General features: G+C 62.9%; 21 protein-coding genes. 10 read left to right on the top strand and 11 right to left on the bottom strand.

Annotation, left to right across the window (positions count from 1 at the left end; translation table 11 throughout):
• Positions 1-41: 41 nt before the first annotated feature.
• The 3 genes from QRN51_RS17215 to QRN51_RS17205 all read right to left on the bottom strand — a co-directional run bounded on the left by QRN51_RS17215 (position 42) and on the right by QRN51_RS17205 (position 2,889).
• Positions 42-1,547 carry an FAD-dependent monooxygenase gene (locus QRN51_RS17215; RefSeq protein WP_284991058.1) on the bottom strand — a complete coding sequence of 502 codons (1,506 nt, stop codon included), beginning with the start codon at positions 1,545-1,547 and terminating at the stop codon, positions 42-44.
• 11 nt (positions 1,548-1,558) lie between these two features.
• On the bottom strand, positions 1,559-1,783 hold the full coding sequence (locus QRN51_RS17210) for a DUF3188 domain-containing protein (RefSeq protein ID WP_059387331.1): 225 nt from the start codon (positions 1,781-1,783) through the stop codon (positions 1,559-1,561).
• A gap of 242 nt (positions 1,784-2,025) precedes the next feature.
• Positions 2,026-2,889, bottom strand: coding sequence for an HpcH/HpaI aldolase/citrate lyase family protein (locus tag QRN51_RS17205; protein WP_078108043.1), 864 nt, complete (start codon positions 2,887-2,889; stop codon positions 2,026-2,028).
• A gap of 434 nt (positions 2,890-3,323) precedes the next feature.
• Here QRN51_RS17205 and QRN51_RS17200 point away from each other — a divergent pair, with 434 nt between their 5' ends.
• The 4 genes from QRN51_RS17200 to QRN51_RS17185 are packed head-to-tail and all read left to right on the top strand — an operon-like array spanning position 3,324 to position 7,178.
• Entirely contained in the window at positions 3,324-4,370 is a 1,047-nt protein-coding gene (locus tag QRN51_RS17200; RefSeq protein ID WP_284991056.1) for an ABC transporter substrate-binding protein, read from the top strand.
• Between the two features lie 2 nt (positions 4,371-4,372).
• Positions 4,373-5,296 carry an ABC transporter ATP-binding protein gene (locus QRN51_RS17195; RefSeq protein ID WP_284991054.1) on the top strand — a complete coding sequence of 308 codons (924 nt, stop codon included), beginning with the start codon at positions 4,373-4,375 and terminating at the stop codon, positions 5,294-5,296.
• Positions 5,296-6,204, top strand: coding sequence for an ABC transporter permease (locus QRN51_RS17190; RefSeq protein WP_284991052.1), 909 nt, complete (start codon positions 5,296-5,298; stop codon positions 6,202-6,204). Before QRN51_RS17195 ends, QRN51_RS17190 begins: the two co-directional genes overlap by 1 nt.
• Before the next feature lie 53 nt (positions 6,205-6,257).
• Positions 6,258-7,178: a TauD/TfdA dioxygenase family protein gene (locus QRN51_RS17185; protein ID WP_284991051.1), complete on the top strand. Its 921-nt coding sequence runs from the start codon at positions 6,258-6,260 to the stop codon at positions 7,176-7,178.
• Positions 7,179-7,286: 108 nt separating this feature from the next.
• Here QRN51_RS17185 and QRN51_RS17180 read toward each other — a convergent pair whose 3' ends face one another.
• Positions 7,287-8,252, bottom strand: coding sequence for an aldo/keto reductase (locus QRN51_RS17180; RefSeq protein ID WP_284991050.1), 966 nt, complete (start codon positions 8,250-8,252; stop codon positions 7,287-7,289).
• Positions 8,253-8,363: 111 nt separating this feature from the next.
• The gene (locus QRN51_RS17175) at positions 8,364-10,058 is read right to left on the bottom strand and encodes a glycoside hydrolase family 13 protein (protein WP_284991049.1); all 1,695 of its coding nucleotides are present in this window, start codon (positions 10,056-10,058) and stop codon (positions 8,364-8,366) included.
• A gap of 108 nt (positions 10,059-10,166) precedes the next feature.
• On the opposite strand from QRN51_RS17175, the gene QRN51_RS17170 reads away from it, so the two are divergent.
• Positions 10,167-11,372, top strand: a complete 1,206-nt coding sequence (locus QRN51_RS17170; RefSeq protein WP_284991048.1) for an ROK family transcriptional regulator — start codon at positions 10,167-10,169, stop codon at positions 11,370-11,372.
• Between the two features lie 63 nt (positions 11,373-11,435).
• On the opposite strand, the gene QRN51_RS17165 is transcribed toward QRN51_RS17170, so the two are convergent.
• Together QRN51_RS17165 and QRN51_RS17160 are read right to left on the bottom strand one after the other, a co-directional pair.
• On the bottom strand, positions 11,436-13,007 hold the full coding sequence (locus QRN51_RS17165) for a Na+/H+ antiporter (protein WP_284991047.1): 1,572 nt from the start codon (positions 13,005-13,007) through the stop codon (positions 11,436-11,438).
• Between the two features lie 88 nt (positions 13,008-13,095).
• Positions 13,096-13,752: an NAD(P)H-binding protein gene (locus QRN51_RS17160; protein WP_284991046.1), complete on the bottom strand. Its 657-nt coding sequence runs from the start codon at positions 13,750-13,752 to the stop codon at positions 13,096-13,098.
• A 555-nt stretch (positions 13,753-14,307) separates the two neighbouring features.
• Between QRN51_RS17160 and QRN51_RS17155 the strand changes: the two genes are divergently transcribed.
• The gene (locus tag QRN51_RS17155; RefSeq protein ID WP_284991045.1) at positions 14,308-15,267 is read left to right on the top strand and encodes a LysM peptidoglycan-binding domain-containing protein; all 960 of its coding nucleotides are present in this window, start codon (positions 14,308-14,310) and stop codon (positions 15,265-15,267) included.
• 1,184 nt (positions 15,268-16,451) lie between these two features.
• Here QRN51_RS17155 and QRN51_RS17150 read toward each other — a convergent pair.
• Both QRN51_RS17150 and QRN51_RS17145 read right to left on the bottom strand, forming a co-directional pair.
• Positions 16,452-16,925: a DUF805 domain-containing protein gene (locus QRN51_RS17150; RefSeq protein WP_284991044.1), complete on the bottom strand. Its 474-nt coding sequence runs from the start codon at positions 16,923-16,925 to the stop codon at positions 16,452-16,454.
• A 607-nt stretch (positions 16,926-17,532) separates the two neighbouring features.
• A complete protein-coding gene (locus tag QRN51_RS17145; protein ID WP_284991043.1) occupies positions 17,533-18,675 on the bottom strand; it encodes a site-specific integrase in 1,143 nt (380 codons plus the stop codon).
• A 296-nt stretch (positions 18,676-18,971) separates the two neighbouring features.
• Here QRN51_RS17145 and QRN51_RS17140 point away from each other — a divergent pair, with 296 nt between their 5' ends.
• The 4 genes from QRN51_RS17140 to QRN51_RS17125 all read left to right on the top strand — a co-directional run bounded on the left by QRN51_RS17140 (position 18,972) and on the right by QRN51_RS17125 (position 20,406).
• The gene (locus QRN51_RS17140; protein ID WP_284991042.1) at positions 18,972-19,199 is read left to right on the top strand and encodes a helix-turn-helix transcriptional regulator; all 228 of its coding nucleotides are present in this window, start codon (positions 18,972-18,974) and stop codon (positions 19,197-19,199) included.
• 273 nt (positions 19,200-19,472) lie between these two features.
• Positions 19,473-19,619, top strand: a complete 147-nt coding sequence (locus QRN51_RS17135; RefSeq protein WP_284991041.1) for a hypothetical protein — start codon at positions 19,473-19,475, stop codon at positions 19,617-19,619.
• Positions 19,616-19,918: a hypothetical protein gene (locus tag QRN51_RS17130; protein WP_284991040.1), complete on the top strand. Its 303-nt coding sequence runs from the start codon at positions 19,616-19,618 to the stop codon at positions 19,916-19,918. The genes QRN51_RS17135 and QRN51_RS17130 overlap by 4 nt, the downstream gene beginning before the upstream one ends.
• Positions 19,918-20,406 carry a helix-turn-helix domain-containing protein gene (locus tag QRN51_RS17125; protein ID WP_284991039.1) on the top strand — a complete coding sequence of 163 codons (489 nt, stop codon included), beginning with the start codon at positions 19,918-19,920 and terminating at the stop codon, positions 20,404-20,406. The genes QRN51_RS17130 and QRN51_RS17125 overlap by 1 nt, the downstream gene beginning before the upstream one ends.
• Before the next feature lie 2,182 nt (positions 20,407-22,588).
• On the opposite strand, the gene QRN51_RS17120 is transcribed toward QRN51_RS17125, so the two are convergent.
• Together QRN51_RS17120 and QRN51_RS17115 are read right to left on the bottom strand one after the other, a co-directional pair.
• Positions 22,589-23,227, bottom strand: a complete 639-nt coding sequence (locus QRN51_RS17120; RefSeq protein ID WP_284991038.1) for a response regulator — start codon at positions 23,225-23,227, stop codon at positions 22,589-22,591.
• A complete protein-coding gene (locus tag QRN51_RS17115) occupies positions 23,224-25,122 on the bottom strand; it encodes a hybrid sensor histidine kinase/response regulator (protein ID WP_284991037.1) in 1,899 nt (632 codons plus the stop codon). The genes QRN51_RS17120 and QRN51_RS17115 overlap by 4 nt, the downstream gene beginning before the upstream one ends.
• Positions 25,123-25,979 lie beyond the last annotated feature (857 nt).

Raw genomic sequence — 25,979 nt, 5'->3', positions numbered from 1 at the left:
CAACCCTATCGGCCCGGGAGCCGGTACGTAGAGCCGGACAGCTACCCCGAGGCAGGCGGTCCGAACCATCTGGTGAGCGCGTCGGCAAGGCCCGCTTGGGTGCCGTCTCCAACCCAGGCCACGTATCCATCGGGCCGGATCAACACGGCGGCAGGAGGACTGACCTCGCCGAGTGCCGGAAGCTCCCACGCACCAAGGTATGTGGCATCTATCAGCTGAACACGGTCTGCCCAGGGTGTGATGTCGATGGTGCCGGGTTCGCCGAGGTTGAGGAGCGCCGGCCGGGCATCGTGCAGCAGGCTGAAGGCGCGAATCGGCCCGTCCGCGGTGACGAGGTCAAGATCGGGCATGCGTCGTCCGAGCAGCGGGTGCCCATTGCCGACGTCGTAATGTACGTCGAGGCCGGATTGCATCGCGGCGAAGCGCTTGCGCGGTTCCTCCATGCCGAGCAGCTCGGCCATGACCTCGCCCACAGCCTTCGTGCGGTCGTCCGGGCGGCGAAGCGCGACACTCGCCATCGTATTGCGCAGCACGCGGGCGGCCACCGGATGGCGCTCGGCATGGTAGCTATCGAGGAGGCTTTCCGGCGATGTTCCCTTGACCACTTGAGCCAGCTTCCATCCCAGGTTCACGGCATCCTGCACGCCGGTGTTGAGGCCCTGTCCGCCGTCGGGCGCATGAACGTGCGACGCGTCGCCGGCGAGCAGGACCCGTCCGTCGCGGTAGCTTGCGGCCTGCCGGGTCATATCGGTGAACCTGGAGATCCAGATAGGACTGTGGACCCCGTAATCCGTCCCGCATACGGCGATGAGCGCGTTGCTCAGGTCTTGGAGGGTCGGTTCGGTGGTGGGTCCGATGTGCTCTTCGGTCACCATGACCCCCACGGGCCCGCCATCCGCGTAGACCACCTTGCCGTCGAGAATCTTGTAATCCAGCTTGCCGAAGGAGTGGATGCCGAAGGCATTGGTGTGGACGCCCAAGGGCGGCTGCTCGGCCATCTCGACCTGGGCGATCAGGGCACTGGTGGTCGGATCCCATCCGGGGAACTCGATGCCGGCTGCTTTGCGGACCAGGCTGCGGCCGCCGTCGCACCCGACGAGGTACTCCGCGCGCAACGGCCCGCCGTCGGACAACTCGACGTCGACGCCGGTAGCGTCCTGCGCGAACCCGGTCACCTCGCGTCCGTAATAGATCGGCACGGTCAGCTCGGCGACCCAGCCCGCCAGAATGCGCTCGATGTGGTTCTGCCACAGCCCGAGCCCGTAGTTGTGCCGGGTGGGAAAGTCGCTGATGTCGAAACGGACGCCGCCGAACCCCGCGACCTGGGCTATTTGCCCCTCGGACAGGAAGCGATCAGCGATTCCGCGCTGATCGAGGACCTCGATGGTGCGTGAGTGCAAACCGCCTGCACGGGATCCGGCGAGATCCTGGTTGGGACGTCGCTCGACGATCGCGACGTCGACGCCGGCCAACGCCAGTTCGCCCGCCAGCATCAACCCTGTGGGGCCTCCTCCGGCGATTACCACCGCATGCTTGGTCATCGCCATGTTCCGCCAGGCTACTTCTTCAAGCCCTTGCGGACCTGCTGTCCGCGGACCACCATGCCTACGACATGCAGGACCAGGCCGAGCCCGATCACGAACAATGACGTCAGCGCAAGGCCTTGGTTATGGGAGGTGTTGCCGATGATCGTCAGGATGATCCCGACGGCGATAAGCCCCATCGCGCTGAAAACCAGCGTCTTGTAGGCGGTAGAGGCCGTGGCCCAGAATTCGTTCAGCACCCCCCAAGTTTAGGGCACTTGTCAGAAGCGTCGAGTCAGCACCCAACACCAACGAACGCCCGCTCACAAATAAGCGGTTGCGGGCGGACGCCCGCTCACCTATGGCCGCCAATCCACCAACGCTCGCGCAGATCATCTGCAGGAGGGTTTCGGGAATTGCCGTCAAAAGTGAGCGAGCGTCCTGAAAAAACCGGATGTAAGTGAGCTAGCGTCGGAGGGAGCCCTAGGGTCGGCGGGAGCCCTTAGAGGGAGGGCTGGACCCCGAAGGCAACGGCAAGCTTCATGATCTTTTCGGCGCGGCCCAGGCGCGGGAGGTCGGAGCCGTCGCGGATGACCCTGCCGTTGGCTTCGAAGTCGTTCATGAAGTCGGTGGCCCAAGCGACGTCCGACGGTGTGGGGCTGATGACCTCGTTGATGACCGTGGTCTGGTCGATGGCCAGGCAGAGCTTGCCGGTCATGCCCATGGTCACCGTAATGCCGGTCTGCTCGCGCAGGATGGGATGGTTGGTGCCGACGGTGGGGCCGTCGATGGGGCCCGGCAGGTTGCCCACGCGGCTCGCGACGACGAGCTTGGCACGCGGGTAGGCCATCGCTTCCGGCGTGGCGGCCATGCCGGTGTCCCGGCGGAAGTCGCCCGAACCGAAGGCGAGGCGGAAGGCACCCTGTGCGCGGGCGATGTGGTTGGCCTCCTCGATGCCGAGGGCCGACTCCACGAGCGGGATGACCGGGGTCTTGCCGTCCATACGGTGGAAGGACTCGGTGACCTGGTCCGCGGACTCGGTCTTGGCCAGCATGACGCCCAGCAGGCCGGGCGTGCCACGCAGTCCGGCGAGGTCATCGGCCCAGAACGGGCTCGTGGCGTCGTTGATGCGGACCCATGCCTGGCCGCCGGCGGTCAGCCAGTTGATGACGTTCTCGCGGGCAATGTCCTTCTGGGACGGGTCCACGGCGTCTTCGATGTCAAGGATGATGGCGTCCGCACGCGATGAGGCCGACTGGTCGAAAAGCTCCGTCTTCATGGCGTTCACGAGGAGCCAGGAGCGTGCAATCTCGGCGGGAATGTTGCGGGTGGACCGAATGGACTCGGCGGCGGTGCTAGACGTCATGTATCTACCGTATCCGGCCAGCCGCCGGGAACGCTAAGAATCGGGCACCGGTGTGAGCATCAATACGAACAAAACGATTGTGACAGGAGGCCCCGCCCCCAACTAACTCGCAGTTGTTGTCCTTATGAGCCGTCAAAACGACATCTAATGCGAGTTAGTTGGGTTTGGCGCGCTTTGGGGACCCCGCAGCTCAAACCAGCTCAAACCAGCTCAACCCAGCTCAACCCAGCGACGCAGGGCGAAATGTGTCCCCCTGTTGCCCGGAGTTGCGCGGGGATTTCGCCGGATTGCCCCCGGTTTCCCGGCGTTTCCGAGGGTTACTGCCGGGCTTCCCCTGACCAGTGGACATGCGCTTACATCGTTCCCACCGGCAGTTCGGTCTACTCCAGACCAGGTCCGGACCCACGAATTCCACTCCCCAGAAAGTAGCTCCCATGAAACTGCACCAGCCCCTGCTAAGCGTCGCGGCCGCCGTCGTACTTGCGCTGACGGTGACCGGCTGCGGCGGCAATGCCCAAGCGGGAGACCAAACAGCCGGTCAAGCCGAAGTCAAAGAACTCCGCTACCAAGGCTCGGCCAACAACGTCGGCCTCCCTGAGCTGGCGGCGGACCTCGGCTACCTGGGCGACATCAAACTCAACTGGGTAGGCAACACCACCAGCGGCCCCCAGGACATCCAGTCGGCTGCCACCAACCAGACCGACTTCGGCGGCGCGTTCGCCGGGGCCGTCGTGAAGCTGATCGAGGCAGGTGCTCCCGTGACCGCCGTCGTGAACTATTACGGCGAAGATGCCAAGACGTTCAACGGCTTCTACGTCAAGGCGGACAGCCCCATCAAGACAGCCAGGGACCTCATCGGCAAGAAGATCGCCGTCAACACCCTGGGCGCACATTCGGAAGCCGTCATCAACACCTACCTCAGCAAGAACGGCCTCAGTCAGGACGAAATCAAGCAGGTACAGCTGGTAGTGCTCGCGCCCAACGACACCGAAGAAGCCGTACGCCGCGGCCAGGTTGATGTTGGAAGCTTGGGCGGGGTCCTGCAGGACCATGCCGTTGCCGCCGGTGGACTGCGCTCGCTCTTCAACGACTATGAACTCTTCGGCACCTTTGCCGGCGGGCAGTACGTGCTCCGCAACGACTTCATCGACAAGAACCCCAACACGGCCCGGATCTTCGCTACGGGCGTGGCCAAGGCCATCAAGTGGGAGACCGAGACGCCGCGCGACCAAGTGATCGCGCGCTTCAAGAAGATCATCGACGCCCGCGGACGCAATGAGAGCACCGCGAACCTGCAGTACTGGAAGAGCCCTGGCGTCCCCGACAACGGCGTGATCAAGGACGAGGACTTCACCCGCTGGTCCGCGTGGCTGAAGAGCTCGGGGATCGTCAAGAACGACCTCACACCGTCGAAGTACTACACGAACAAATTCAACGATCTCGCAGCAAGCGCCCCAACCCCAAGTACCGCGAAGGGATAGTGATGACCGCCAAAATCAGCCTCCGAAATGTCACCAAGCAATTCACCGTCCGCCCCGGAAAAGGCGGCAGTGCCGGAGCGACAGGCAACCCAGGCGCGAAAGAGCCCACCACACTGACCGCCATTAGTTCCCTCAGCTTGGACGTGCGCGACGGCGAATTCCTCACCTTGGTGGGGCCCAGCGGTTCCGGCAAGACCACCTTGCTGGACCTCCTGGCTGGCCTGTCCACGCCCACCTCCGGCGAGGTATTGGTGGACGGCCAGCCAGTGACGGGACCCGGAAAGGACCGTGCCGTGGTTTTCCAGCAGTACGCACTCTTCCCCTGGCGCACGGCGTCGGCCAACGTGTCGATCGGACTCGAAGGCAAGGGAACCGACGGGCGCAAGCTCAACCGCCGCGAACGTGCTGCCAGGGCAAGCGAATACCTCAAGCTGGTTGGCTTGGCGGGCTTCGAGGACCGTTTCCCGCATGAGCTTTCGGGCGGCATGAAGCAGCGGGTGGCCATTGCCCGGAGCCTCGCCTACGAGCCCGATGTGCTCCTCATGGATGAACCCTTCGCCGCCTTGGACGCCCAGACGCGTGAACAACTCCAGGACGAACTCCTGCGGATCTGGCGGGCCACGGGCAAGACAATCGTCTTCATCACCCACGGCATCGACGAGGCCGTGTACCTTGGGCAGCGCGTCGCCGTCCTCAGCGCCCGGCCCGGACAACTCAAGGAAATCGTGGACGTGGACATCCCGGACCGCGACGGCGGGGACGACATCCGTTCGCACCCCGCCTTCGTCGAACAACGGCACAAGGTCTGGACCCTGTTGCACGACGAAGTCCGCCTTGCCCAGGATGCCGGCCATCGCAAGATCCTGCCCGACGGCACGGCCCCGGATGAAGTCCCGGGAACAACTCTCGAAAGGAGCGCGGCCTGATGACCACGACTCTCACGCAACAGCCCGCGGCGAGCGCCGCACCCAAGCAAGCTCCCGCCGTCGGGCACTCCGGTCCGGCGGAGACGGTGCGTTGGAGCACGACGGCGACTCTCGCCCTTGTGCGGACCGCAGCCGCCCGCGCCGGTTCCGGCCTGTGGAAGGCCGCGGGGATCATCGCCTTCTTGGCTCTCTGGGAACTCGGGCCGACATATCTGGCCAGCCCCTCGACCCGGGTATTCCTGCCGCCATTGCATGTGGTCCTGGAAGCATGGGGGAAGCTGTTCGAATCCGGCACCATCCAGGGGCATTTGGCCGCGAGCCTCACCCGTTCGGTGACGGGATTCGGCGCAGCCCTCGTGGCTGGCGTTACCCTCGGTTTGCTGATCGCCTGGTACGGGCGGCTCAATGCGGTGCTGAACCCGCTCCTGGAACTGTTCCGGAACACAGCCGCGCTTGCCCTGCTGCCTGTGTTCACGCTGCTGCTCGGGATCGGCGAGGAGTCCAAGATCAGCATCGTGGCCTACGCGGCGTTCTTTCCGGTCCTGCTGAACACGATCGCCGGGGTGAAGACGGCGGACCCGCTGCTCATCCGGGCCGCGAAGTCGCTCGGCCTCTCAAGCCTTTCGCTCTTCCGCAAAGTGATCCTGCCTTCTGCGGTGCCCACCATTTTCACGGGAATCCGCATGGCCGGCACGGCGTCCATCCTGGTGTTGATCGCCGCGGAAATGGTGGGGGCGAAGGCCGGGCTCGGTTACCTGATCGTGAATGCCCAGAGCAGTTTCCTCATCCCGGACATGTACGCCGGCATCCTCACGGTGTCCCTTCTGGGCTTGGCCGTGAATTTCCTCCTTGTAGCCCTGGAACGGCATTTCTCCCGCTGGCGGACCGCCGTCGGGAGCGGGTCCTGACCGTCAATCCATCCATCTAGTCACAACCAAGTCACAACAGAAAAGGAACAAAAATGTCCATCATTACCGAAACCAAACTCGAATTCGCCAAGCTCGGATCCCGGATCGGCGCCGAAATCCGCGGCTTCGACCTCAGCGGCGATCTCTCCCCGGAAACCGTGGGGCAGATCCGGGCCGCGCTCAACGAACACAAAGCCCTCGTTTTCCGGGAGGCCAACATTCTCAGCGACGAGGCCCAGGTGAAATTCGCCAGCCATTTCGGCCCGCTCACCACTGCCCATCCGACCGTGGCCTCCGTGGAGGGCGAAGAGAACGTCCTGCCCGTGGACAGCGAGAACGGTTCCGCCAACAATTGGCACACCGACGTCACATTCGTGGTCAACCCGCCGCAGGCTTCCACTCTGCGCAGCATCGATCTTCCGTCCTATGGAGGCGAAACCCTGATTGCTTCTTCGGCGGGAGCGTACGCCGACTTGCCGGACGAGCTCCGGAACTTCGCGGACACGCTCTGGGCGGTCCACACCAACGACTACGACTACTCGGTGCCGAAGAACCTGGAACATGAGAACGCCGATGAGCGCCGCAAGGAATTCACCCGCATCAAGTTCGAAACCGCCCACCCCGTGGTGCGTGTCCATCCCCTGACCGGGGAGCGCGGATTGTTCATTGGGGGCTTCGCGCAGCGCCTTCGGATCGTGGGGCTGTCCAACACCGAGTCGAAGGACATCATCCGCTTGCTCCAGGCTTACGTCACCCGTCCGGAGAACGTGGTGCGCGTGAACTGGGAGCCGAACCAGCTGGTGCTCTTCGACAACCGCATCACCCAGCACTACGCGCCGGACAACTACGACGGCCAGCCGCGCAAGCTCAACCGAGTGACCATCGCCGGCGACATCCCGGTGGGCGTGGACGGCAAGCCGAGCCAGTCGATCCAAGGTGACTCGAGCACCTACTCAGTTGTCGCGCCGCTGTAGTAGCACGCATGTGCTGTTGTAGCTGCCTTAGCCCAACTAGCTCGCATTTAATGTCGTTTTCAGGGCTCATAACGACATCTAATGCGAGCTAGTTGGGTTTAACGCGCTTTAGGGGAGCTTGCTGCCCCGCGCAGCCACCCACAGGCCATACCACTCGGCGCGCGTCATGGCTGCGGCAACGGCGGCAGCGTCCGCGCAGGCAGCGATCCGCGCCGGGTTGGAACTGCCGAGCACCGGGGAAATGCGTGCCGGATGCTTCATGAGCCACCCCAACAACACGGCCTCGGGAGTGACAGCCTTTGCTTCCGCAAGCTCGGCGACAAGAGCGGAAGTCGCAGCGTCCGCGGCAGTCGGGGCATCCGGCGTCGAGCCCGTGTACCGGCCCTGGGCGAGGGAACCGTAGGCCTGCAGCTCAATCCCCTGCGCGACGCAGTGTTCCAAAGTGCCGTGCGGGAAACTGTAGCCGAGGGCATCATCATGGTTGACCAGGACCGTGCTCTCGAGCCATGCCCGCCGGTGCAAGCTCATTTCCAGCTGGTTGGCCACGATTGGCACCTCCAGCCGGTCCTGCAGGAATGCGATCTGCGCGCCCGACATGTTGGACACGCCCAATTGCCGCACCTTGCCTTCCGCCATGAGTTGCCCGACGGCGGACGCCACCTCCGCGGGTTCCATCAGGGGGTCGGGGCGGTGGAGAAGCAGCACGTCGACGTAGTCGGTCCTCAGCCGGTCCAGGCTTCCACTGACACGCTCCAGGATGGCGTCCTTGCTCAGGTCGTAGTGTCCGTCGACCCCAGGCCGGCTTAGCCGGATTCCGCACTTGGTCTGGAGCTGGATCTTATCCCGCAGCCCCGGCGTCTGAGCCAGGACTTCACCGAAGACGGCCTCGGACTTGCCGCTGCGGTAGATGTCGGCGTGGTCGAACAGGGTGATCCCGATGCCCATGGCGGCCTCGATCGCGGCCGCGGCCTGCTCGATCTCGGCAGCTCCGTATTCGCTGCCTTCCCAGGGACCTCCAAGGCCCATGCAGCCGTAGATGAGCCGGCCCGCGGCTGTTTCACTTTGTGCAGTCATTTTCCAACTCTTTCACGTGCAGCTGGCCCGCAGTTGTTGTCGTTTACAGCCTTCAAAACGACGTTAACTGCGGGCCAGTTGGGTAGGGGGGTGCGGGTTAGCGCTCGGGGGCTAGACGATCCAGGCGGTCGTGTTTGCCGGGAGCTTGCCGCCGTCGAGCGGTGCGCTGCTCACGACGACGGTGCCTTCCGGAAGTGCCACCGGCTCGGTGCCGAAGTTCGTCACCGACTGCCAGCCGTTGGGCCGCGCGAAGTGCAGCACCGACTCGTTGCCGGAGGGGATCCATTCAAGGTCCTCGGCCGCCCGCAGTTCCGAACGCAGTTCCAGGGCCTTGCGGTACAGCTCAAGCGTGGAGCCGGGAACGTTGTCCTGCGCCTCCACTGCGTAGCCCGCGAACCATTCAGGCTGCGGCAAGTGGGCATGTCCCTCGCCGAAACCGAACGAGGAACCTTCACTGGTCCACGGCAGCGGGACACGGCAGCCGTCCCGGCCGACGTCCACTCCCGGGTTGCGGAAGAACGCGGGGTCCTGGCGCTGGCCGGCCGCGATGTCGCCGACTTCCTGCAGGCCAAGTTCTTCGCCCTGGTACAGGTACGCGGAACCCGGCAGTGCGAACATGAGCAACGACGCTGCGCGGGCGCGGCGCAAGCCGAGTTCGGCATCGACCTCGGCGGCCGAACCGCCGTCGAGCAGCCATTGCTTGCCGTCCTGGCCCAGGCCGTCCCGGCCGCCGCCCGCGGGCAGGCCGTAGCGGGTGGCGTGCCGAACGACGTCGTGGTTGGAGAAAACCCAGGTGGACGAAGCACCGGATGCCGCGGCCTCGCCGAGGTTCTTGGTGATAATCGTGCGGAACTGTTCGGCGTCGAAATCGGCCTGGAGGAGGTCGAAGTTGAACGCCTGGCCCAGTCCTTCGGGGCTGGCGTAGCGGGCGCGGCGGTCCGCGTGGACCCACGCTTCGGCGACGGCCGTCCGGGGCGGGTTGTACTCGTTGAAGACCTTGCGCCACTCGGCGTAGATCTCGTGCACCTCATCGCGGTCCCAGAACGGGTGCTCACCCAAGGCGTTTTCGCCTTCCTTGGGCAGCTCGGTCTTGGAGGGCAGGACCTCCGGCAGGTCCTTCGTGAGGGCATGGGCGACGTCGATGCGGAAGCCGTCCACGCCACGGTCGGACCAGAAGCGGAGGGTCTTCAGGAAGTCTTCACGAACCTCGGGGTTGTCCCAGTTGAAGTCCGGCTGCTCCTTGGTGAAGATGTGCATGTACCACTGTCCCTGGGTGCCGTCCGGTTCGGTGATGCGCTCCCAGGCCGGGCCGCCGAAAATCGAGTCCCAGTCCGCCGGGGGCAGCTCGCCGTTCTCGCCCAGGCCGTCGCGGAAGATGTAGCGTTCACGGGCAGCAGAGCCCTTCGGTGACGCCAACGCTTCCTTGAACCATTCGTGCCTGTCCGAGGAGTGGTTCGGGACGATGTCCGCGATCAGCTTGATGCCCGCAGCGTGCAGTGCGGCCGCCATCTCATCGAAGTCTGCAAGGGTGCCCAGCTTGGGGTCCACGTTGCGGTAGTCATCGACGTCGTAACCACCGTCAGCCAGGGCCGAGGGGTAGAACGGGCTCAACCAGACGGCGTCAATGCCGAGGGATTTCAGGTAAGGAACCTTGGCGGTAATGCCCTTGATGTCGCCCAGTCCGTCGCCGTTCGCATCCGAAAAACTGCGCGGGTAGATCTGGTAGACAGCCGCTTGGCGCCACCAGTTGGGATCGGCCATGCGCTCGGAGTCGTTGTGAGTTGCCATGGTGGCGGTGGAGGACAAAGGGAATCCTGTTCTGTGTCGACGCTTCGATGGATGGGACATTTATTTAGAATCTAAATTTAGTACCTCAAGTATTATGTGACGCATACCTACAGAAGGTCAACAGCCATGCCTGATATCGCGACTGCCACTCCGCAGATGCTCCGGCGGTTCAACGCGGCCACCGTGCTCGGGGTCATCCGTTCCTCCAACGCAGTGACCGTTTCGGAGCTGATGGACGCTACCGGACTGACCCGCGCCACCACCCTTTCCGTGTGCGAAGACCTCATGGCCCGTGGCTGGATCCGCGAGTTGGAGAACCAGCGCGATTTCGGCGCGTACCAGAAGGGCCGCCCCGCGCGGCGCTTCGAACTCGACGAAAGTGCCGGTTGCGTCTTGGGAATCGACGTCGGCGTCCTCAAGACCACTGTGGTGGTGGCCGATCTGCGCGGAAGAACGGTCGGTCGGGCCAGCGAGCCATTCCGCGGAAGGGAGATCGAAGCGGAGGAACGGATCGGGGTGATCAGCCAAACCGCGCTGCTCGCCCTCGAGGCTGCCGGAGTGGCGCCGGACCAAGTCCTGGCGGTGACGGTGGGGCTCGCCGCCCCGGTGGGCCGCGACGGAAACATCCTCGTCAGCCAGCCGTTCTGGCGCCTGTTCGACGTCGGGCTGAAGAAGGCCCTGCACGATCTCCACGGATGGGAGGTAGTACTGGAGAACGATGCCAACTTGGCGGCACTGGGCGAATGTTGGCGCGGTGCGGGCGGCGGCGTCCAGGACCTGGCCGTACTCCTGGCCGGGGAGCGTTTCGGTGCGGGCCTGGTGGAATCCGGCCGTTTGCTGCACGGTACTGCCGGGGGCGCGGGTGAAATGGCCTATCTGGACATGGTGGAGGGCGTGGGCTCCGCCGACGGCCTCGCCGCGCTTGCCAGGCTATGGGCGGCAGAAGCCCTGGCGGGAGAGTCGAAAACGACGCTGCGGACCGCGGCCGCGTCGGGCGGCGAGGTGACGGCCCAACACGTGTTCGCCGCTGCGGCCCAGGGTGACAAGGTTGCGCTGGACATCCTGGACCGGCTCTCGGACCGGCTGGCCCGGGTGGTCTCGACGGTGGCCATTTTGCTCAACCCGGAACTCGTGGTGATCGGCGGCGCGGTGGCGGATTCGGCGTCGGTCCTTCTTGAGCCTGCCGCCCGGAAGCTGGCCAGTTACACAGCCACTCCCCCGCGGTTGGCCGCGTCCCCTTTGGGCGATGCGATTGTGGGTATCGGCGCGGTGCGCCATGCCCTGGACCGAGTGGAGAAGAACTCCTTGGATCTGGTGTTGCGGCGGGCCTAGGCTCTTCGACGGCTTGACCGGGTTTCCCGTCGGCGCACTCGTCGGCGTCCTAGGCGCCCGGGGCTATTCCGGCATCGCCATCGTGCGGAGGTCCAGCTGGCGCAGGACCCTGTCCGCGACCTCGGGATCCATGCCGGGCTCGCTCCGCGCGGCGACCACTTCCTGGCGCGCGGCGTCGAGGGCGATGGTCTGGACCGCGATCGCCAGTTCCCTGCCGCGCTGTCGCTTTTCGGCGTCCGACTCGTTCTTCAATGTCCCGTCAAGCAACTCGGCATGCAGGCGGGTCATCTTTTCCTTGACGAGGGCCACCTTGTCCGCCGGCAACTCCTTCATCAGATCGTGTTCCTTCAGTGCGGAGATGGCGGCGGTCTGGGCGCGCTTGGCCAGGAGCCGCGCGGCATCCTTTTCGTGCGAACCGTCTTCGGATGCCTTGAGCACGCGCATGAGCCACGGAAGGGTCAGCCCCGGCAGCACCAGGGTGGCCAGCAGTACCGCGCAGGCGATGACCAGGATCTCGTGGCGGGCAGGGAAGTCGCCGCCCTCTGCGATAGTCAGAGGAAGGGCCAAGGCGAGGGCCAGCGTCGCGAGGCCGCGCATGCCGCACCACGTCAGGATCAGGACCTCCTTGGGCGAGGCCGGCTGCAGCAGGTTTTTCCGCTTGCGGGCCGAGATTGCCAAAAGCCCGAGCCAAGCGAAGCGGACAACGAACACGAGCACGCACACCGCCACGGCGGGGCCGATCATGCCATATATGGCCGCCCCTTCGTCCCGGATCACATGCCGGATCTCCAGCCCCACAAGGCCGAACGCCAGGCCCGTGGCGAGAAGTTCCACCACGTCCCAGAAGGCGGTGCGGGTGACGCGCTCGGCGGCGTCCTGGGACCGCGCGTGCCGCTGCGTTTCGAGGGCGGTGACCACGACGGCGATCACTCCCGAGGCGTGCAGCTCTTCCGCAAGGATGTAGGCAGCGAAGGGAATCACCAGGGTCACGGCGCTGCGGGCCACCATGGAGGTGACCAGCTGGGTGATGAGCCTCGTCAACCAGCCCATCGCAATGCCGACAATGACAGCAAGGGCAGCACCGATGACGAATTGGAGCACGACGCCGGCACCCAGCTTGGTGCCGGAAACTGTCGCCGCCACCGCGGCCTGGAAGATCACGATCGCGGCGGCGTCGTTGAACAAGCCCTCGCTCTGCAGCACGGTGATGAGCCTGCGCGGCATGTGGACGCGTCCGGCAACGGATTCAACCGCGACGGGGTCCGGCGGGGCCACCATGGCACCGAGTGCGATCGCCGCAGGAATGCCGATCCCCGGAATCATGAGCCACGCGGCACCGGCAACAACCGCCGTCGATACCACGACGAGCGCCACAGCCATGAGCAGAAGCGTCCGCCACCGGACCCGGAAGACGGCCCAGGAACTCTTCTGGGCGGTTGCGAACAGCAGCGGCGGAAGGAAGATCGGGAGGATCAGTTCAGGCGCAAGATCAAAGTCCGGGAAGCCCGGAATGAAGGTCATAGCCGCAGCCAGCAAGAGCATCAGCACCGGGTACGGGAGCCGCAAGCGGTCCCCCAGGCCCACGGCCACGACCGTTGCAAGAAGCAGTCCAACAATGAGTGCCAACTGGTCCATGTTCCCGATTTCCCCAGACGTCGTAGCGGCGGCGTCCCGGGCGCCTGCCGAGGGACTAGCCCTACCAACATATCCCGGCGGGGCGCGTTTAGGACGCGGTGAGAGCCTCCACCACGGGCATTGAGCCGTCCCTGAACTCGATGGTGCGGCGGACAGTCTCGGGCAGTTCCAAGACGGCGGCAGCCACCAAGGCAACATTGGCCCGTGAAGTTTCCGTCCCGGTACTCGGGTCCGCGGGGCTTACCTCAATGAGCGCAGACCCAGGATTGCTGGTCAGCGCACCCGGGCCAAGGATCGTCCAGTCGAGATCAGTAGCGCGCAGGTACTCGTCCGCCGCGGCTTTGGCCTCCGCGTAGGCGTAGAAGCTGTTGTCCTCGGGAACGCCGTGGCTGGGTCCTGCGCCGAAGTAGGACACCATCACATAGCGGGCCACGCCGGATTGTGCCGCGGCATCCATCGACCGGATGGCGGCATCCCTGTCTACGGCATAGGTGCGTTCCGGATTGCCTCCGCCTGCCCCCGCGGACCACACCACGGCGTCGTGGCCGTCAAACGCCGACGCGATCTCCGCCGTCGTCGAATTCTCGACGTCGAGCACCACCGGGGCCGCACCCGTCACTTCGACCTCAGGCGCGTGTTCCGGATTGCGGATGAAGGAAGTGACCGCGTGGCCTTCGTTGCTCAGGATGCGGGACAGGTGCAAGGCCACCTTGCCGTGGCCGCCGATGATTGCGATTCGACTCATGGACCCATTCTGTCGCAGTGGTCAAGCGCAGTGGCCAAGCCCGCCCGCAGACGGTGGATGAATTCCCGGAAAATCGCCGCTCCGCATTTGCGGAGCCCATTGCTGAATTCGTCAGTTCTCCGGACAAATCTGACTACTAATTACTAAGTAGACTTAGTTTAAACAAAATCGCCACCCTGGCCGGAAGGCCGGAAGTCCGGGCCTTGGGGGCACCCCTCCCGACGCCGAAGAAGACTTGCGAGTGTTTGGTGGCCGGCCGGAAATAAAAGCAAGTGGCACCCACTCGTGTGGAGCGAATTACCCATTCCTACACTCAAATCACCTGCAGCAGGAAAAGGAATACCTCATTTCATAAATCTCATTGATGGACTTATCCAAATAACCGGGTTACATCCCGTTGATGGATCTATTCGAAATGGGCGGACATGAGGGCTTCCTCAGTGCTGCGCATTTAAGCAAAAGGGTCTCAACGAGCGCCATCCCCTGCGCCTGCGTATCACTTCCCGGGGCCGCCAACCGGCCGGCCCCAGAAACGATGAGCTACGGGGATTCGACATGTATCAGCAGGAGTACAGACACGGCGGGATCAGTGGAGGCAGCGTCCTCGCCCTGATATCCGCGGGGGTAAGAACTGTCACCAGGTACAAGGCATCAATAGCCACTTGGGCAATTGTCGCGGTGGTCGCCATTGCGGCCGTGACGATGCAGAACTACACACAGGTCCTTGCCCCAGGCGCGAGCGCCGCAAACGCCACGCACGTCGGTTCGGGAGCCGGGATTGCCGCACCTTCCCCGGCGGTTGCCAGTCCGACGCCGGTTGACAGTCCCACGCCGGCACCGGCACCAGCCGCCGTCGCGCCGTCAGCTCCTGCAGCGGCGCCGGTCGCAGCCGCTGCTCCACCCGCTCCTGCTCCTGCGCCTGCTCCGGCGCCCGACACGAACGCCTACACGGTGCTCAGCGGCGACACCGTTGGCTCGATAGCCGCCCGATTCGGCGTCGACGTCGATGCGATGCTGGCAGCCAATGGGCTCAGCGCGTATTCCGTGATCGTGCCCGGCCAGGTGCTGAAGCTGACCGGGCCGCCGGTTGACGCGGCTCCGGCACCCGCTCCTGCACCGGCCCCCGCTCCGGCGCCTGCGCCCGCGCCCGCTCCTGCTCCGGCTCCGGCTCCGGCTCCGGCTCCGGCGGTGCGGACCATCTATGTTGCGGGCTCCGGCGGCCAGGCGGCTGTGGACAGTTGCATTGGCCCGATCCATTTCACTCCGACGGACGCCTATTCGCTTTTCATTACAGAACATGATTTCTGCGGCGGGTGGGCACGATTCTCGGGCATCGGCGTCGGCGAGAAGGTGAGCATTCCCGGTTACGGCACATACACCGTGACAGCTCGCGGCCAGGTGCCCCAAGGCGGGACGACAAACAACGTCGCAGCAGTATTCGGCGGCTTCCCCCGGGCGATACTGCAGACGTGCATCCCGGGCACCAACCAGATGCTGGTCATCGCGCTGAACTAAGGGCGCTCCCGTCGGCGCGGGCTGGGCGAGCGCCCTTCCTGACCCTCTTTGAATTTTAGAAGGCCCCGTAGAGGGCGTGTCGTCGGGGTGTTGCGCGGGATCGCTTCTCAAAGAAGGTCAGGAAGGGAGGCACCCGGGCTCCCTTCTTGGCTGAAAAAGCAGGCCGGAAGCTGAACGCTTCCGGCCTGCTTCTGCAAGGGTGGGCTTTCGATCTTCCCCACAAGACCTCGCTCAACAACCTCCGGTTTGGGAGACTGGATCAAGACCTGAGATTGGGGCGAACTTGGACGGACAGCAATGGATCTGGGTTGCGACGGTGCTGGTCGTCGCGGCGATAGTAGCCATTGTCATGGCCTTTGGCCGCCACTGACAGTCGCCGGTTGGTCGCGAATGCGTGCCGGACCTGGCCTTTCCGGACGGGCTCCGGCATCGTGGCCCGGAAGTGCCCGTGGCTCCGGGCGCGAGAGCTTCCTGTACTTCCGCTTCGAGCGCCACAGCACGAGCAGGTGGAGCGAGCACATCAGCACAACTGTGATGCCAACGAAGACCACAAGGTCAATGAGAAAGCGGCCAAAATCCACGAGCAGGGATGCCTTTCGGTCCGGACAACCTCCTGATCGTAGCTTGAGATGGCCGACAGACGAAACCGGCCCACTACAGGGTGAACCTCAAGGAAACACTAAGAAAAGATCAAGATTTCACTAAGACTGTCAGCTCGCGCGCCAACTAGGCGCCAGATGCTTATGGAAGAATCTGTTTTGCTCAGGTAACTGAGGCCCTGGCCGTGATCTTCAAGAAGCGCCGCCACCTGAGGATTGGGGGACACCCAAGTGGCGGCGCTTCTAAAAACTATCGGCAGGCTGCGCGCGCTCTCAGCTTTTCAGCAGGATCTTTACGAAATCTTTACGGCAAGTGCCCAGCAAACTTGCGGGCTTCGCGAAGGCACAGGGCAGCCTTCACTGGCCGACGGATGGGCTCCGGAGCGGACGGCTTCATCACCAAGCCCTTCCGTGCGCGGGAGATGCGGGGCAGTATCGCGCGATGACGCGCCGGCCGCTGCGCCCTGCACGCCCACCCAATGGGTTTCGTTCGTCGCTGCCTGGCAGGAAACTCAATCGAGGAAGACACTGAAGGGCCACCGGCATCACGGCCGATGACCCTTCAGGTTGTCCTGTGATTTGGAGCTAGGCGGGGACGTCGAACCGCTGGCCTTCCGGCTTGGACGGCAGGATCGTGAAGACGAGCAGCGCCAGTCCACCGAGGAACGGGACGAGGCCGATCAAGATCATCCAGCCACTGAAGTTCACATCGTGGAGGCGGCGGACAGTGAGGGCCAGAGACGGGACGATGACTGCCAGACCCCAGATGACCAGGAGGATGACGCCGACCATCGCCCCGGGACCCGGGACCATAGCTCCGGAGTCATTGACGGTGGCACCCGCGGAGCCAGCTACGGACATGACGATGTTCAGCACGGTGGTGACGACAACCGAGATGAGGGTCCACCACCAGTACTCGCTACGGCTGGCCCGGCCGGTGAACGTGGCGTACTTCTTGAAGAACCGGCGTGCTGCCTCGCCGATCGGTGCACCATAGTACGGGGCCCAAAGCGGAATGGCGCTGCCAAACTGGGTGGTTTGTTGCTGCTGGTACGACAATGGATCTCCTAAATAGACGAGTAAGTTCGAGGGTGATCGCGAGTTACGACGCGCCGTACCCACGTTGAGTTCCGTGCATAGGACTTGGACATCTTCGAAGGGCGCCGCCGCCTGAGAATTGGGGGAACCACAGGCGGCGGGCCATCTTTCTAGATGCGCACCACCCGAGAATTGGGGGAAACCTCAGATGGCGGCGCGTCCGAAACTATCGGCAAGTAGCGCCATTTCGTCACGATCTTTACGAAATCTTTACGGCAAGCACCCAGTGGCCTTGTGGCTACCGCCCAGATTTCTCCTCTAATTCACTTGGACCAACACCGGGCCCGGCCGGCCTAAGATGCAGGGGCGGGGGCTCCAAACGCGCGGAGGCCGTTGTTTGGTGTGCGCCGCGGGAGTGGTTACACCTTGGCGTCCATCAGCTAGCGCCGAAAACGAAAAACCCCCGGAATCTCGTGGATTCCGGGGGTTTTACTTGGTAGCGGTGGGGAGGCTCGATCTCCCGACCTCACGATTATGAGTCGTGCAATATATCCTTTTATCTGATGGATTGTTGCATCTCATAGTAGCCATTTCATAGCCACCCCACTTCTGGCAGCCACGATCATGGCTAAACCGCTGCGCCACGCAGCAGCGCATCAACAGCCCTCGCGGAGGACTGGGCGTCATGGGCGAAGAGTTGGGCGTACACGTCAAGGGTCGTGACGGCGGAGCTGTGCCCCGCGATTTGCTGGACCAACTTCACGTTGGCCCCTGCACTGACAGCGAGTGTGACAGCGGTTCGGCGAAGGTCATGAAAGACGATCTCAGGAAATGCTGGGTCGAGTTGTCTGCATCTCTCGACCGCGGGGTGGAATATCCGGCGCGCAAAGTTCGATGACCTCAACTCAGCGCCGGACGGCGATGTAAAGACCAAGCTGTCGGAGGCCATGTCCTTGACGTGCGCCTCAAGCTCAGTCGCGACTGAGCCAGGAATGGGCACTGTGCGGGGCTTTCGCCCCTTGGTCGTTTCCCGAAATTCCAACCGACCGTCTACGGGCACGAGCGTAGATCGAACGACCACCTGCGAGCTGTCGCCAAAGGTGAGCGCACCAGCCTTGAGGCCGGCTACCTCCGACCACCTCAGCCCAGTTGTTCCAGCAAAAAGAATCAGGAGCCTGTAGGCATCGTGGGATGCTCCCGCGTAGCGGCCTCCCGCAGCCGCCTGTTCCGCCAATGACCGCAGTTGGGCTGCCGTAAGGGCGGCAGGCTCCCGCGTGGGCGAAGGCGTGGGCACGTTGTTGATTGTCGCGTTACGTGCCGGGTTGGTGGCGATGTAGCCAGAATCAACTGCAAATTGAAGCATCCGGCCAAGTTGGCGGTACGCCCGCTGCCGCGCATCGTCCTTGGTGAACGTCTTCAGCCATTCATTAATTACGGTCAGGGTCACAGTCGCGAGGGCGCGGTTCTCGAAGTAGCTACGTATGTGGGATTCAAAAATCCGTCGGTAGCCTGCCACAGTCACAGGTGATAGGGGGCGGGCACCCCTCGCCCCTACGCGTTCGATGCGCCCTACCCATTCCAGGTAGAAGTCATGGAATCTGATCTTGCCACCCTTGCGGGTGTCCATGAGCGTGCCGCCCGCTTTGGCAGTTCTTATCTCCAGCTCATGGGCCTGCGCTTCGGCCTTCGTCCGGAATCGCTTGTACCGGCGTTTACCGTCGACGCGGTAATCGTGCTCGTACTTTCCGCCGGCAAGCTTTTTGATAGCCATTCCGACAGAGTAGCCAATAAGTCGCGCGTTCGCGAGACCCTTAGCGATCCAGTTTGCTGCTGACTGCACCGACCGCCCAAACCGGCGGATTGCGGGGAACTTGGAAACCTGCCTCCGATCTGGAGAATTTCCGGGGGGTAATTCCGGACAATATTAACAACGGCTTCTCCCCCGGGATCTCCACGGATCCTGGGGCTGAACTGGAGAGTCGTGTAGGCAACCCAACAAGGCCCGTTTCCAATCAATCATCTATCCCGCCGTAATACCCCATGCCCTTTTCACATTAGGAGTTTTGTTTGTCGAACAACAACCACAGCAACGTCGTAACCGTCGACAAGGCGTGGGAGCTGACCCAGTCGATCTATATGGATCGGCGGACGACCGCCCAGTTCATGGGTGTGAGCGAGAAGTTTTTGGCCACCCATCTGGCAGACGGGCCGAAGCGCTTGCGCGTCGGTTCGAAGATCCTCTACCGCCTCTCGGATGTGGAGCGCTGGATGCAGCACCAGGAAGTGACCCGTTGAGTCGTCCGGCGGCCGGCACGACCCATAGCTTTTCCGCCTTCGCTTGAGCTTCGGCGGCACCCCGCAATGAAGCCGACCCTCCATAGGAGCAAAGTCGCACCGCCCCCCTCCCAGGAATGAAGCGATGCTTGTCGGCTCCTGGACCGAATTCCCCCGGCCGCAAAGCGGACGGTCCCTGTTGCCCAACCAAGTCATGCTGCCGGTATCTCGACCATTTTTATCCCGTCCAATTCGTCATGCCCTTGTCGGGCGCGGATTTATCGAAGGAAGTCCATGAACCCAACCACCACAACCGCTGGCTACAGCCCCGACCGCGAACTGCCGGGAACTGCGCCCGACACATTGATGGCTGCAATGGCGGCCATCATCGAAGCCACAAAATGGCACCACCTGGACATCGCCGGAGGTGAGGTCCTGTGAGTTTTGGGCTGAACCCTTTCAAGGAACAGTGGCTTGACATCGTCGGCAGTGACACCGCGGTCAGCCCCGAGGCTTCGCTTGTGGCATCCACACTCGGGAGGTCGCTCGGGGTCGGACGCGTTGCCCTTACGAACTGGCAGTGGGTTAACGTCTCGCTCGGTCGCGAGAGAAACGATCCTGCAGTGTTTGTTAGCCTTCGTGAACTTGTGTCTGCCGACTACCTGGAACGCTATCTGGGAGACGGGCTGCGTGCCCACACACACGGGTGGCGTCTGACGCTTCCGGGGAAGGGCCACTGATGATCCCCGTCCCGGGCATACCGTCGCGTCCGCTGCAGTATCTCAGGGCGGTTAGGGAATCGGATCTCCCCACGGGAGCCCGCGCTGTCTGCTGGGCGCTTGCAAGCTTTGCCAACAACAACACGGGAAAGGCCTACCCCGCCGTGAAAACTCTGGCGGATGCTACTGGGCAGTCTGCACCCATCGTCTCCAAATACACACAGCTGGCTGAAGAGAGGGGCTATTTGCACAAGGATCGTCGTCACAACGGTTCGATCATTTACACCATCACCACCCCGGTCACGGAAGAAAAGCTGGGCGTCCCGGACGACGAGGCGTTTCCGATCGAGCCGCCCTTCGGGGAGGCGACGTCGTCACCTACGCAGCCAGCCCCCATGGAAAAGGGCGGCACCCAGGCGTCAGAAAACGCGTGGGGTACCCCGTGGTTATCGTCCCAGCCCTACCCCGGATTTCAGTCCACGTGGGACCCCGAAAATGTCGCTCCCTAACTACCTCACTTTTAACTACTCCACGTAGAACGACCCCAAGGGAGTTCTACCCTATGTGGAACTACCTCTCGACAACTACCCCATCGGCAACCGCGTCCGGGCCTTCACGATGGGGTCAGATCGAGGACGGCCCCTGCCTTAAGGGCAGGGCCATCACCGCGACGAGTTCCAAATCGGTAATGGTCCTGCCTTGGGGCAGGGCCATTCCTCCGGTCCGCAACCGGATCAACGATTCGGCTGGTCAAGGAAAGCGGAGCGCAGCGCAGCCCGGAGGGCGGAGCAAGCTCCGCAGTTAGGCCAACCATTTCTCGGGTTGCATCGCCTCGCGATTGCAACCATCCACATACAACAACCGAAGGGAAACCCGTGATCAAATCCATGCCCGGGCCCGCTGCCGATCCTCCTGAAAGCCTTCGGCAGGCGCGGACCTTTGACGCCATGAAGATGCATTATTTACAGCTGGGCCTTTGCGGGCCCTGTGCAGCCCAAGCGGCTTGGGGGCATCAGTTGGGATTCTCCAAGATTAAGCCGCCCTGTCATGAGTGCCAGCCTCTTGTCGACACTTTTCCTGTCAGGAGGCCAAATCAGTGGCATTCCAATAGTCCGCGCCGCGGGGCCAAGCCCTCGGCCTGGGTCCGTCCCTAGACGGGTCACTGGCGGCCTTAGGTGAGGAATTTCTGACAACGGTAGCGTTGCTGGGCGACCGACGGCTGTCCTTAACTAAGAGCGTCAATTAATGAGCACGTGGGGCTCGCCGAGTGGTTCGCCGTTTGGTTGCGGACATCGGTGCCGTTTACCCCGCGACCGTTGCGCCACGCCGCCGTCTCAAGGCCCTCTGTCTCCACCAGGTTCGCCGTAGGGGCCAACAGGTTGCTTCTTCGCAAGGGCTGGAAGCCAGAGTGGGCAGGTTGAAGATCTTAGGTCCCCGGCAGCGGGGAGCCGTCACAGGCCGCAACCGGACATCCGTTCCTGTTCCTCCGCACGCGCGTATGACGCATGTCCCACTTGTCTTCCGTTTCGCGGCGAATCGCCATGCGGCATTTGAACCCGCGACCACCTCGAATCGAGTCTCATTGTTAGGCACGTCCGCTCCCCTCACTCAGGAAACAACAATTCGGTCCATCTACTTGGATCGTTGCAAGCGCGCAAAGCTGCTGGGCGAGGTATGGACTGTCGACACTTACCGTAATGCCGTCGACCGGTCATCGCTGAAGGCCCCGGTAAGGAGAACCCTGCATGCCATGGTCGACAGCACCTCCGGCAGGCATACCACCATTGACAGGGCCAGCCTCTGCCTCCTGACGGGGGTAGCGTGGGAGGGAACGATCACCGAACACTGGCAACGGGCACGGGACGCAGGTCTTCTGACGAGTGCGGCAAGGTATAACCGGAGTTCGCTGCACACCTTCACAATTCCTGGGAGGGAACTTCCGGACCTTGATCCGGACGCGTCTTTGTTTTGGCCGCATGTGTGGACTGAGGCTGAAATAGCGTGGTGGGACGTCCTCGATAGCGGGACGTGGGCAGTGCCACCTTGGCGTGACGGACGGCCACCGTTCTAAAAACCCTACTCTAAATAAGGCGAGCCATAGCCGGAGGCTCGCGAGCCTTATTAGCCTTGACGAAAAACCGGGACGAGGCCGTGGCGGAGGGGCGCGAAGCGCTCCCTCCGCGGAGGCCGAGGACTAGGGCCCTGACGTCTGATTGTCCGTAGCGAGGGCCCTTAAGGCCCTCGATCTTCCCTTGACCTATCGAAGCCGAAGGAGCGAAGCGACTGAGGCTTCGATCCGGCGACCTCTTGTCACCCGAGGGGGCGAAGCCCCCGAGGTGCCGTACGGTCCTGGACTACTGATTCGGTTACCGTAAGGGAGGGCCTTAAGCCCTCCGTACCGTTCCCGCTTGTCACCCGTAGCGAACGAAGCGAAGCCGGGTGAGCTACGGCCTGGAGCCTTCGCTCGCCGGGCCAAAGGTCCGGCGCCATACCACTGCTGTGCCGTACGCCCTCTACCCGTGCATGGAGCGCAAGTGCAACCGGGTGCAGAACTCGCTGCCTAGATACTCTGAGTACGAGGAGGCGACCGGCCTCACCCCGATTTGAAAGCTCAAGGGACCAGGCTTCGACAAACTACAGCGAAGGCGGAATCCTGACGAACAGCCGGAACAATCTAGCCGTCTGGCGCGCCTAGCGGAGGAAGCCGCGGCGGATTGCTTGCGCGACGGCGGAAGCCCGGTCGGAGACATCGAGCTTGTCGTAGATGTGTTGCAGATGGGTTTTGACAGTCGCCAGCGAAATGTGGAGTTCGCCGGCGATTTTTTGACCTGAGTGCCCGTCAGCTGCTAAGCGGAGAATCTCGACTTCCCGGGAGGAAAGAACCGGCTTCTCTGGGACGTCCTGGCGGGTGCGAAGTTCCCGGGCGAGTACATCCTGGGCGAAGGGCGCAATGACTGTTCCGCCGGCGCCGACTTGAAGGACAGCGTCGGTGATCTCGCCAAAGGATGCTGCTTTCTCCAGGAATCCTCGTGCCCCGTGCGCGAAGGCCCGGTAGACAGTCGTGCTGTCCATATAGGCGGTCAGCACGAGTACGTTTGTCGGCGATCCTTCGGCGAATAATTGCTCCAAGACTTCCATGCCGTCGAGCACCGGAAGTTTCAGGTCCATGACCGCCACGTCGGGTTTCAATTTCCGGATCGCCTCGAGTGCGCTTCTGCCGTCCCCTGCGGATCCCACGACATCTATCTGCGCCACGGCCTCCCAGTTTCGTGCCAGTCCCTCCCGGTACACGGGGTGGTCGTCGGCAATGAAGACGGTGAGGATCCTCATGGCAGCGCCAATGCGCTGCGGACGGTTCGGGCGAAGTGGTGGATTTCGAAAGGCTTGGTGAGGTAGTCCCGGATTCCGCTGCCTTGCAGTTCTTTGATGCGGGCAGGCGTGGCATCGGCTGAGAGAACTATGACCGGGATTCGTCGTGTGCGTTCGTCGTTCTTCAGCTGCTTCATGACGTCGACCCCTGACATGTCAGCCAGGTTCACATCCAGGAGGATAAGTTGGGGAGAGATTTGACGTGCAAGGACGATCCCGGATCTGCCGCTCGTCGCGGAGACAAGATTAAGGTCGCCCATCCCGGCGATGATGTTCTCGACCAAGCGAATATTGGCGTAGTTATCCTCAATATGAAGAATAGTCGCCTCTGCCCCGCGGGGGATGACAACGGTTCCGATCCCGGACTCCGGCGCCCGGACTTCATCTTCCGGTTCGGGCCCGAGCCGTATCTCAACGAAGAAGGTCGATCCTTCTCCCGGAGCGGTGTGCTCGATGCCCAGCACACCCCCCATTTGCTCGACCAGCTTCCTGGAAAGCGCGAGCCCCAAACCCGATCCCTCGATGTCAGCCGCCTGGGCCAGACGGACGAAGGGCGTGAACAGCCGTTGAACGTCGTCTTCAGACATACCGGGGCCTGTGTCCGTGATGAAGAAACGAAGGGAGCCCTCTCGAAGCTCGCACCAGACTCGGACAGCACCTTGGGGTCTGTTAAACTTCACAGCGTTTCCGAGCAGGTTCAGGAATACCTGCCGGAGCCGTTGGGTGTCGGCCAGAATGTAGCGGTGCAAGGCCCCGTGCAGGTCGCTAGCGATTTCAATATCCTGTGCCGCCGCGAGCGGGCGGACGAGCTCAAGGGCCTGATGGATAGCTTCGATCGCTGGCACCGGGGTCGTCGCCATGCCCGGGGCGCCTGCTTCAATCCAGGTGATGTCAAGCACCTCGTTGACGAGTGAGAGCAGATGATTGCCGGCATCGAGAATGTGACCGGCGCTTTCGGCTGCTCTGGGCCCGAGCGGGAGATCCTGTAGCAACTGGGCGAAGCCCAGGATGGCATTCAGCGGCGTGCGCAATTCGTGGCTCATCCTGGAGAGGAATTCACTCTTCGACCGGTTGGCGCGTTCTGCTTCGTGCATGGCGTCGCGGGCCGCCCTCTCGGCGCGTTTACGGTCGGTAATGTCGGTGGAGATCGCCCCGAGCGCGTAAGGGCGCCCCGAATCACTGATCAGGGGGAACTTGATGGAGAGCCAGCGGCTGTCCTCATCGGGGTCGGCTCGGTCGCCTATTATTGCGAGCGGTTCTTCGACTTCAATGGAATCGCAGGTTCTGATCACCATGTTGTCGTTCTCGCGGTAGACATCCGCGACCGGTCCGGCGAATATATCGTGATCGGTGAGGCCGATGATTGATTCCGGGTTCATGCCGAAACGCCTAGCGAAATAATCGTTGACGAGGACGTACCGTCCGTCGAGGTCCTTGACGTACATCAGGGCGGTCGAGTTGTCCAGAAGATCTTTGAGCTGCTGGATAGTCGAATGCAGGTCACGCTCTGTGGATTCTTGGTCGGTCAGCGTTCTTAGCTGGGCGACGAGGTATTCACCCGGATCCCCAGGGCTGCTGAAGGTCCGGGCCCTGAGGCGGTAGGCACCTTGATGGTCACCCAGTTGGAGAGTGACGGTTTGAGGTTCGGAGGGCGTGGAGGCAGTGGAGGCCACCATGTGGCTGAGGGCCGTTTCTGAATCCGTTGTTGGACTTCCTCGGAGGAGGGCATCAAATTCCTTGTTGCCTTCAAGAAACACCAGCCCGCCGGCGTGCTCATTGCGGAATATGACAGTCGCCAGCGGCGCCGCGTCGAAGGCGGCCACCTTCAGCCTGTCGAGGCCTTCAGCGGAACTCACAGACACAGTCTTTCACAACGGCACGACACCCAACAGGGCCACCGGGGCGCTCCCATCCGCAAGCGGGGCCGGACCCGATTGTGTACCTTCTGCGCTCCCTTCAACGATACTGGGTCCAGGGAAACGCAGGGCCCCGGCGAGTTTGCCGTTCGGAGCCGCCGCAGAATGGGCAATCGAGGAAGTCGAGGGCGGAGCCGCAAGCTCGACAATCCTCATTTTTCAATTCCGGAACTATTCGCAGGGGAAGCGGACACTCTCTGGCTGGCCCATGCCACCTGCTGTTCACTAGAGCTATCCGCTTCATGGCAAGCTTCCTGATGTTTCAGAATGTTGAGTGGTTGGCTCGCCGTTCGGGCCTTCCTTTGACATCTCAATTCTTTCCCCGGACCAAGAGGGGCACATCCGCCGTTTGGAACGCCAAGAGATTGAACTTCCCTTCCCCGAAAGGATGATGCACCGCCCGTCTCATGGCCTTCCGCCGTACCAGACCGCTAGCCGGACTGACGTCGAGCACGTGCCGGATGAAGCAAAGGTAGGCCAGACAGACAGATTTTCGAGTTCCAGACTCGGTTGGTCGCCGGGGACCCTGACGGCCTTCAAAATTCCAGGGTCACCAAAGGAAGGAGCACCCGGTCACAAACGGCCGTAAAAGGAGATTTGTCCACGGCAGAGACCCAAATGGGCCTCATCCGGCCGAGCGATGGAGGCAGCCAATCCGCGGTTTGTAATTTCTACAATTGCCCCTCCGGATTCTTTTACTTCTGCCAGTGACAGAGACTTACATCACAGCGGAAGGTTGTTGCTACCCAACAACCCCTCCGGAGGGGCTGGAACTTAGGAACTGCAAGCCGCCGAAT

This window comes from Arthrobacter sp. efr-133-TYG-120 (assembly GCF_030209785.1).
Lineage (GTDB): Bacteria > Actinomycetota > Actinomycetes > Actinomycetales > Micrococcaceae > Arthrobacter.
Note: the sequence above shows the minus strand (reverse complement) of the source record. Positions and strands in the feature narration are given on the sequence as shown.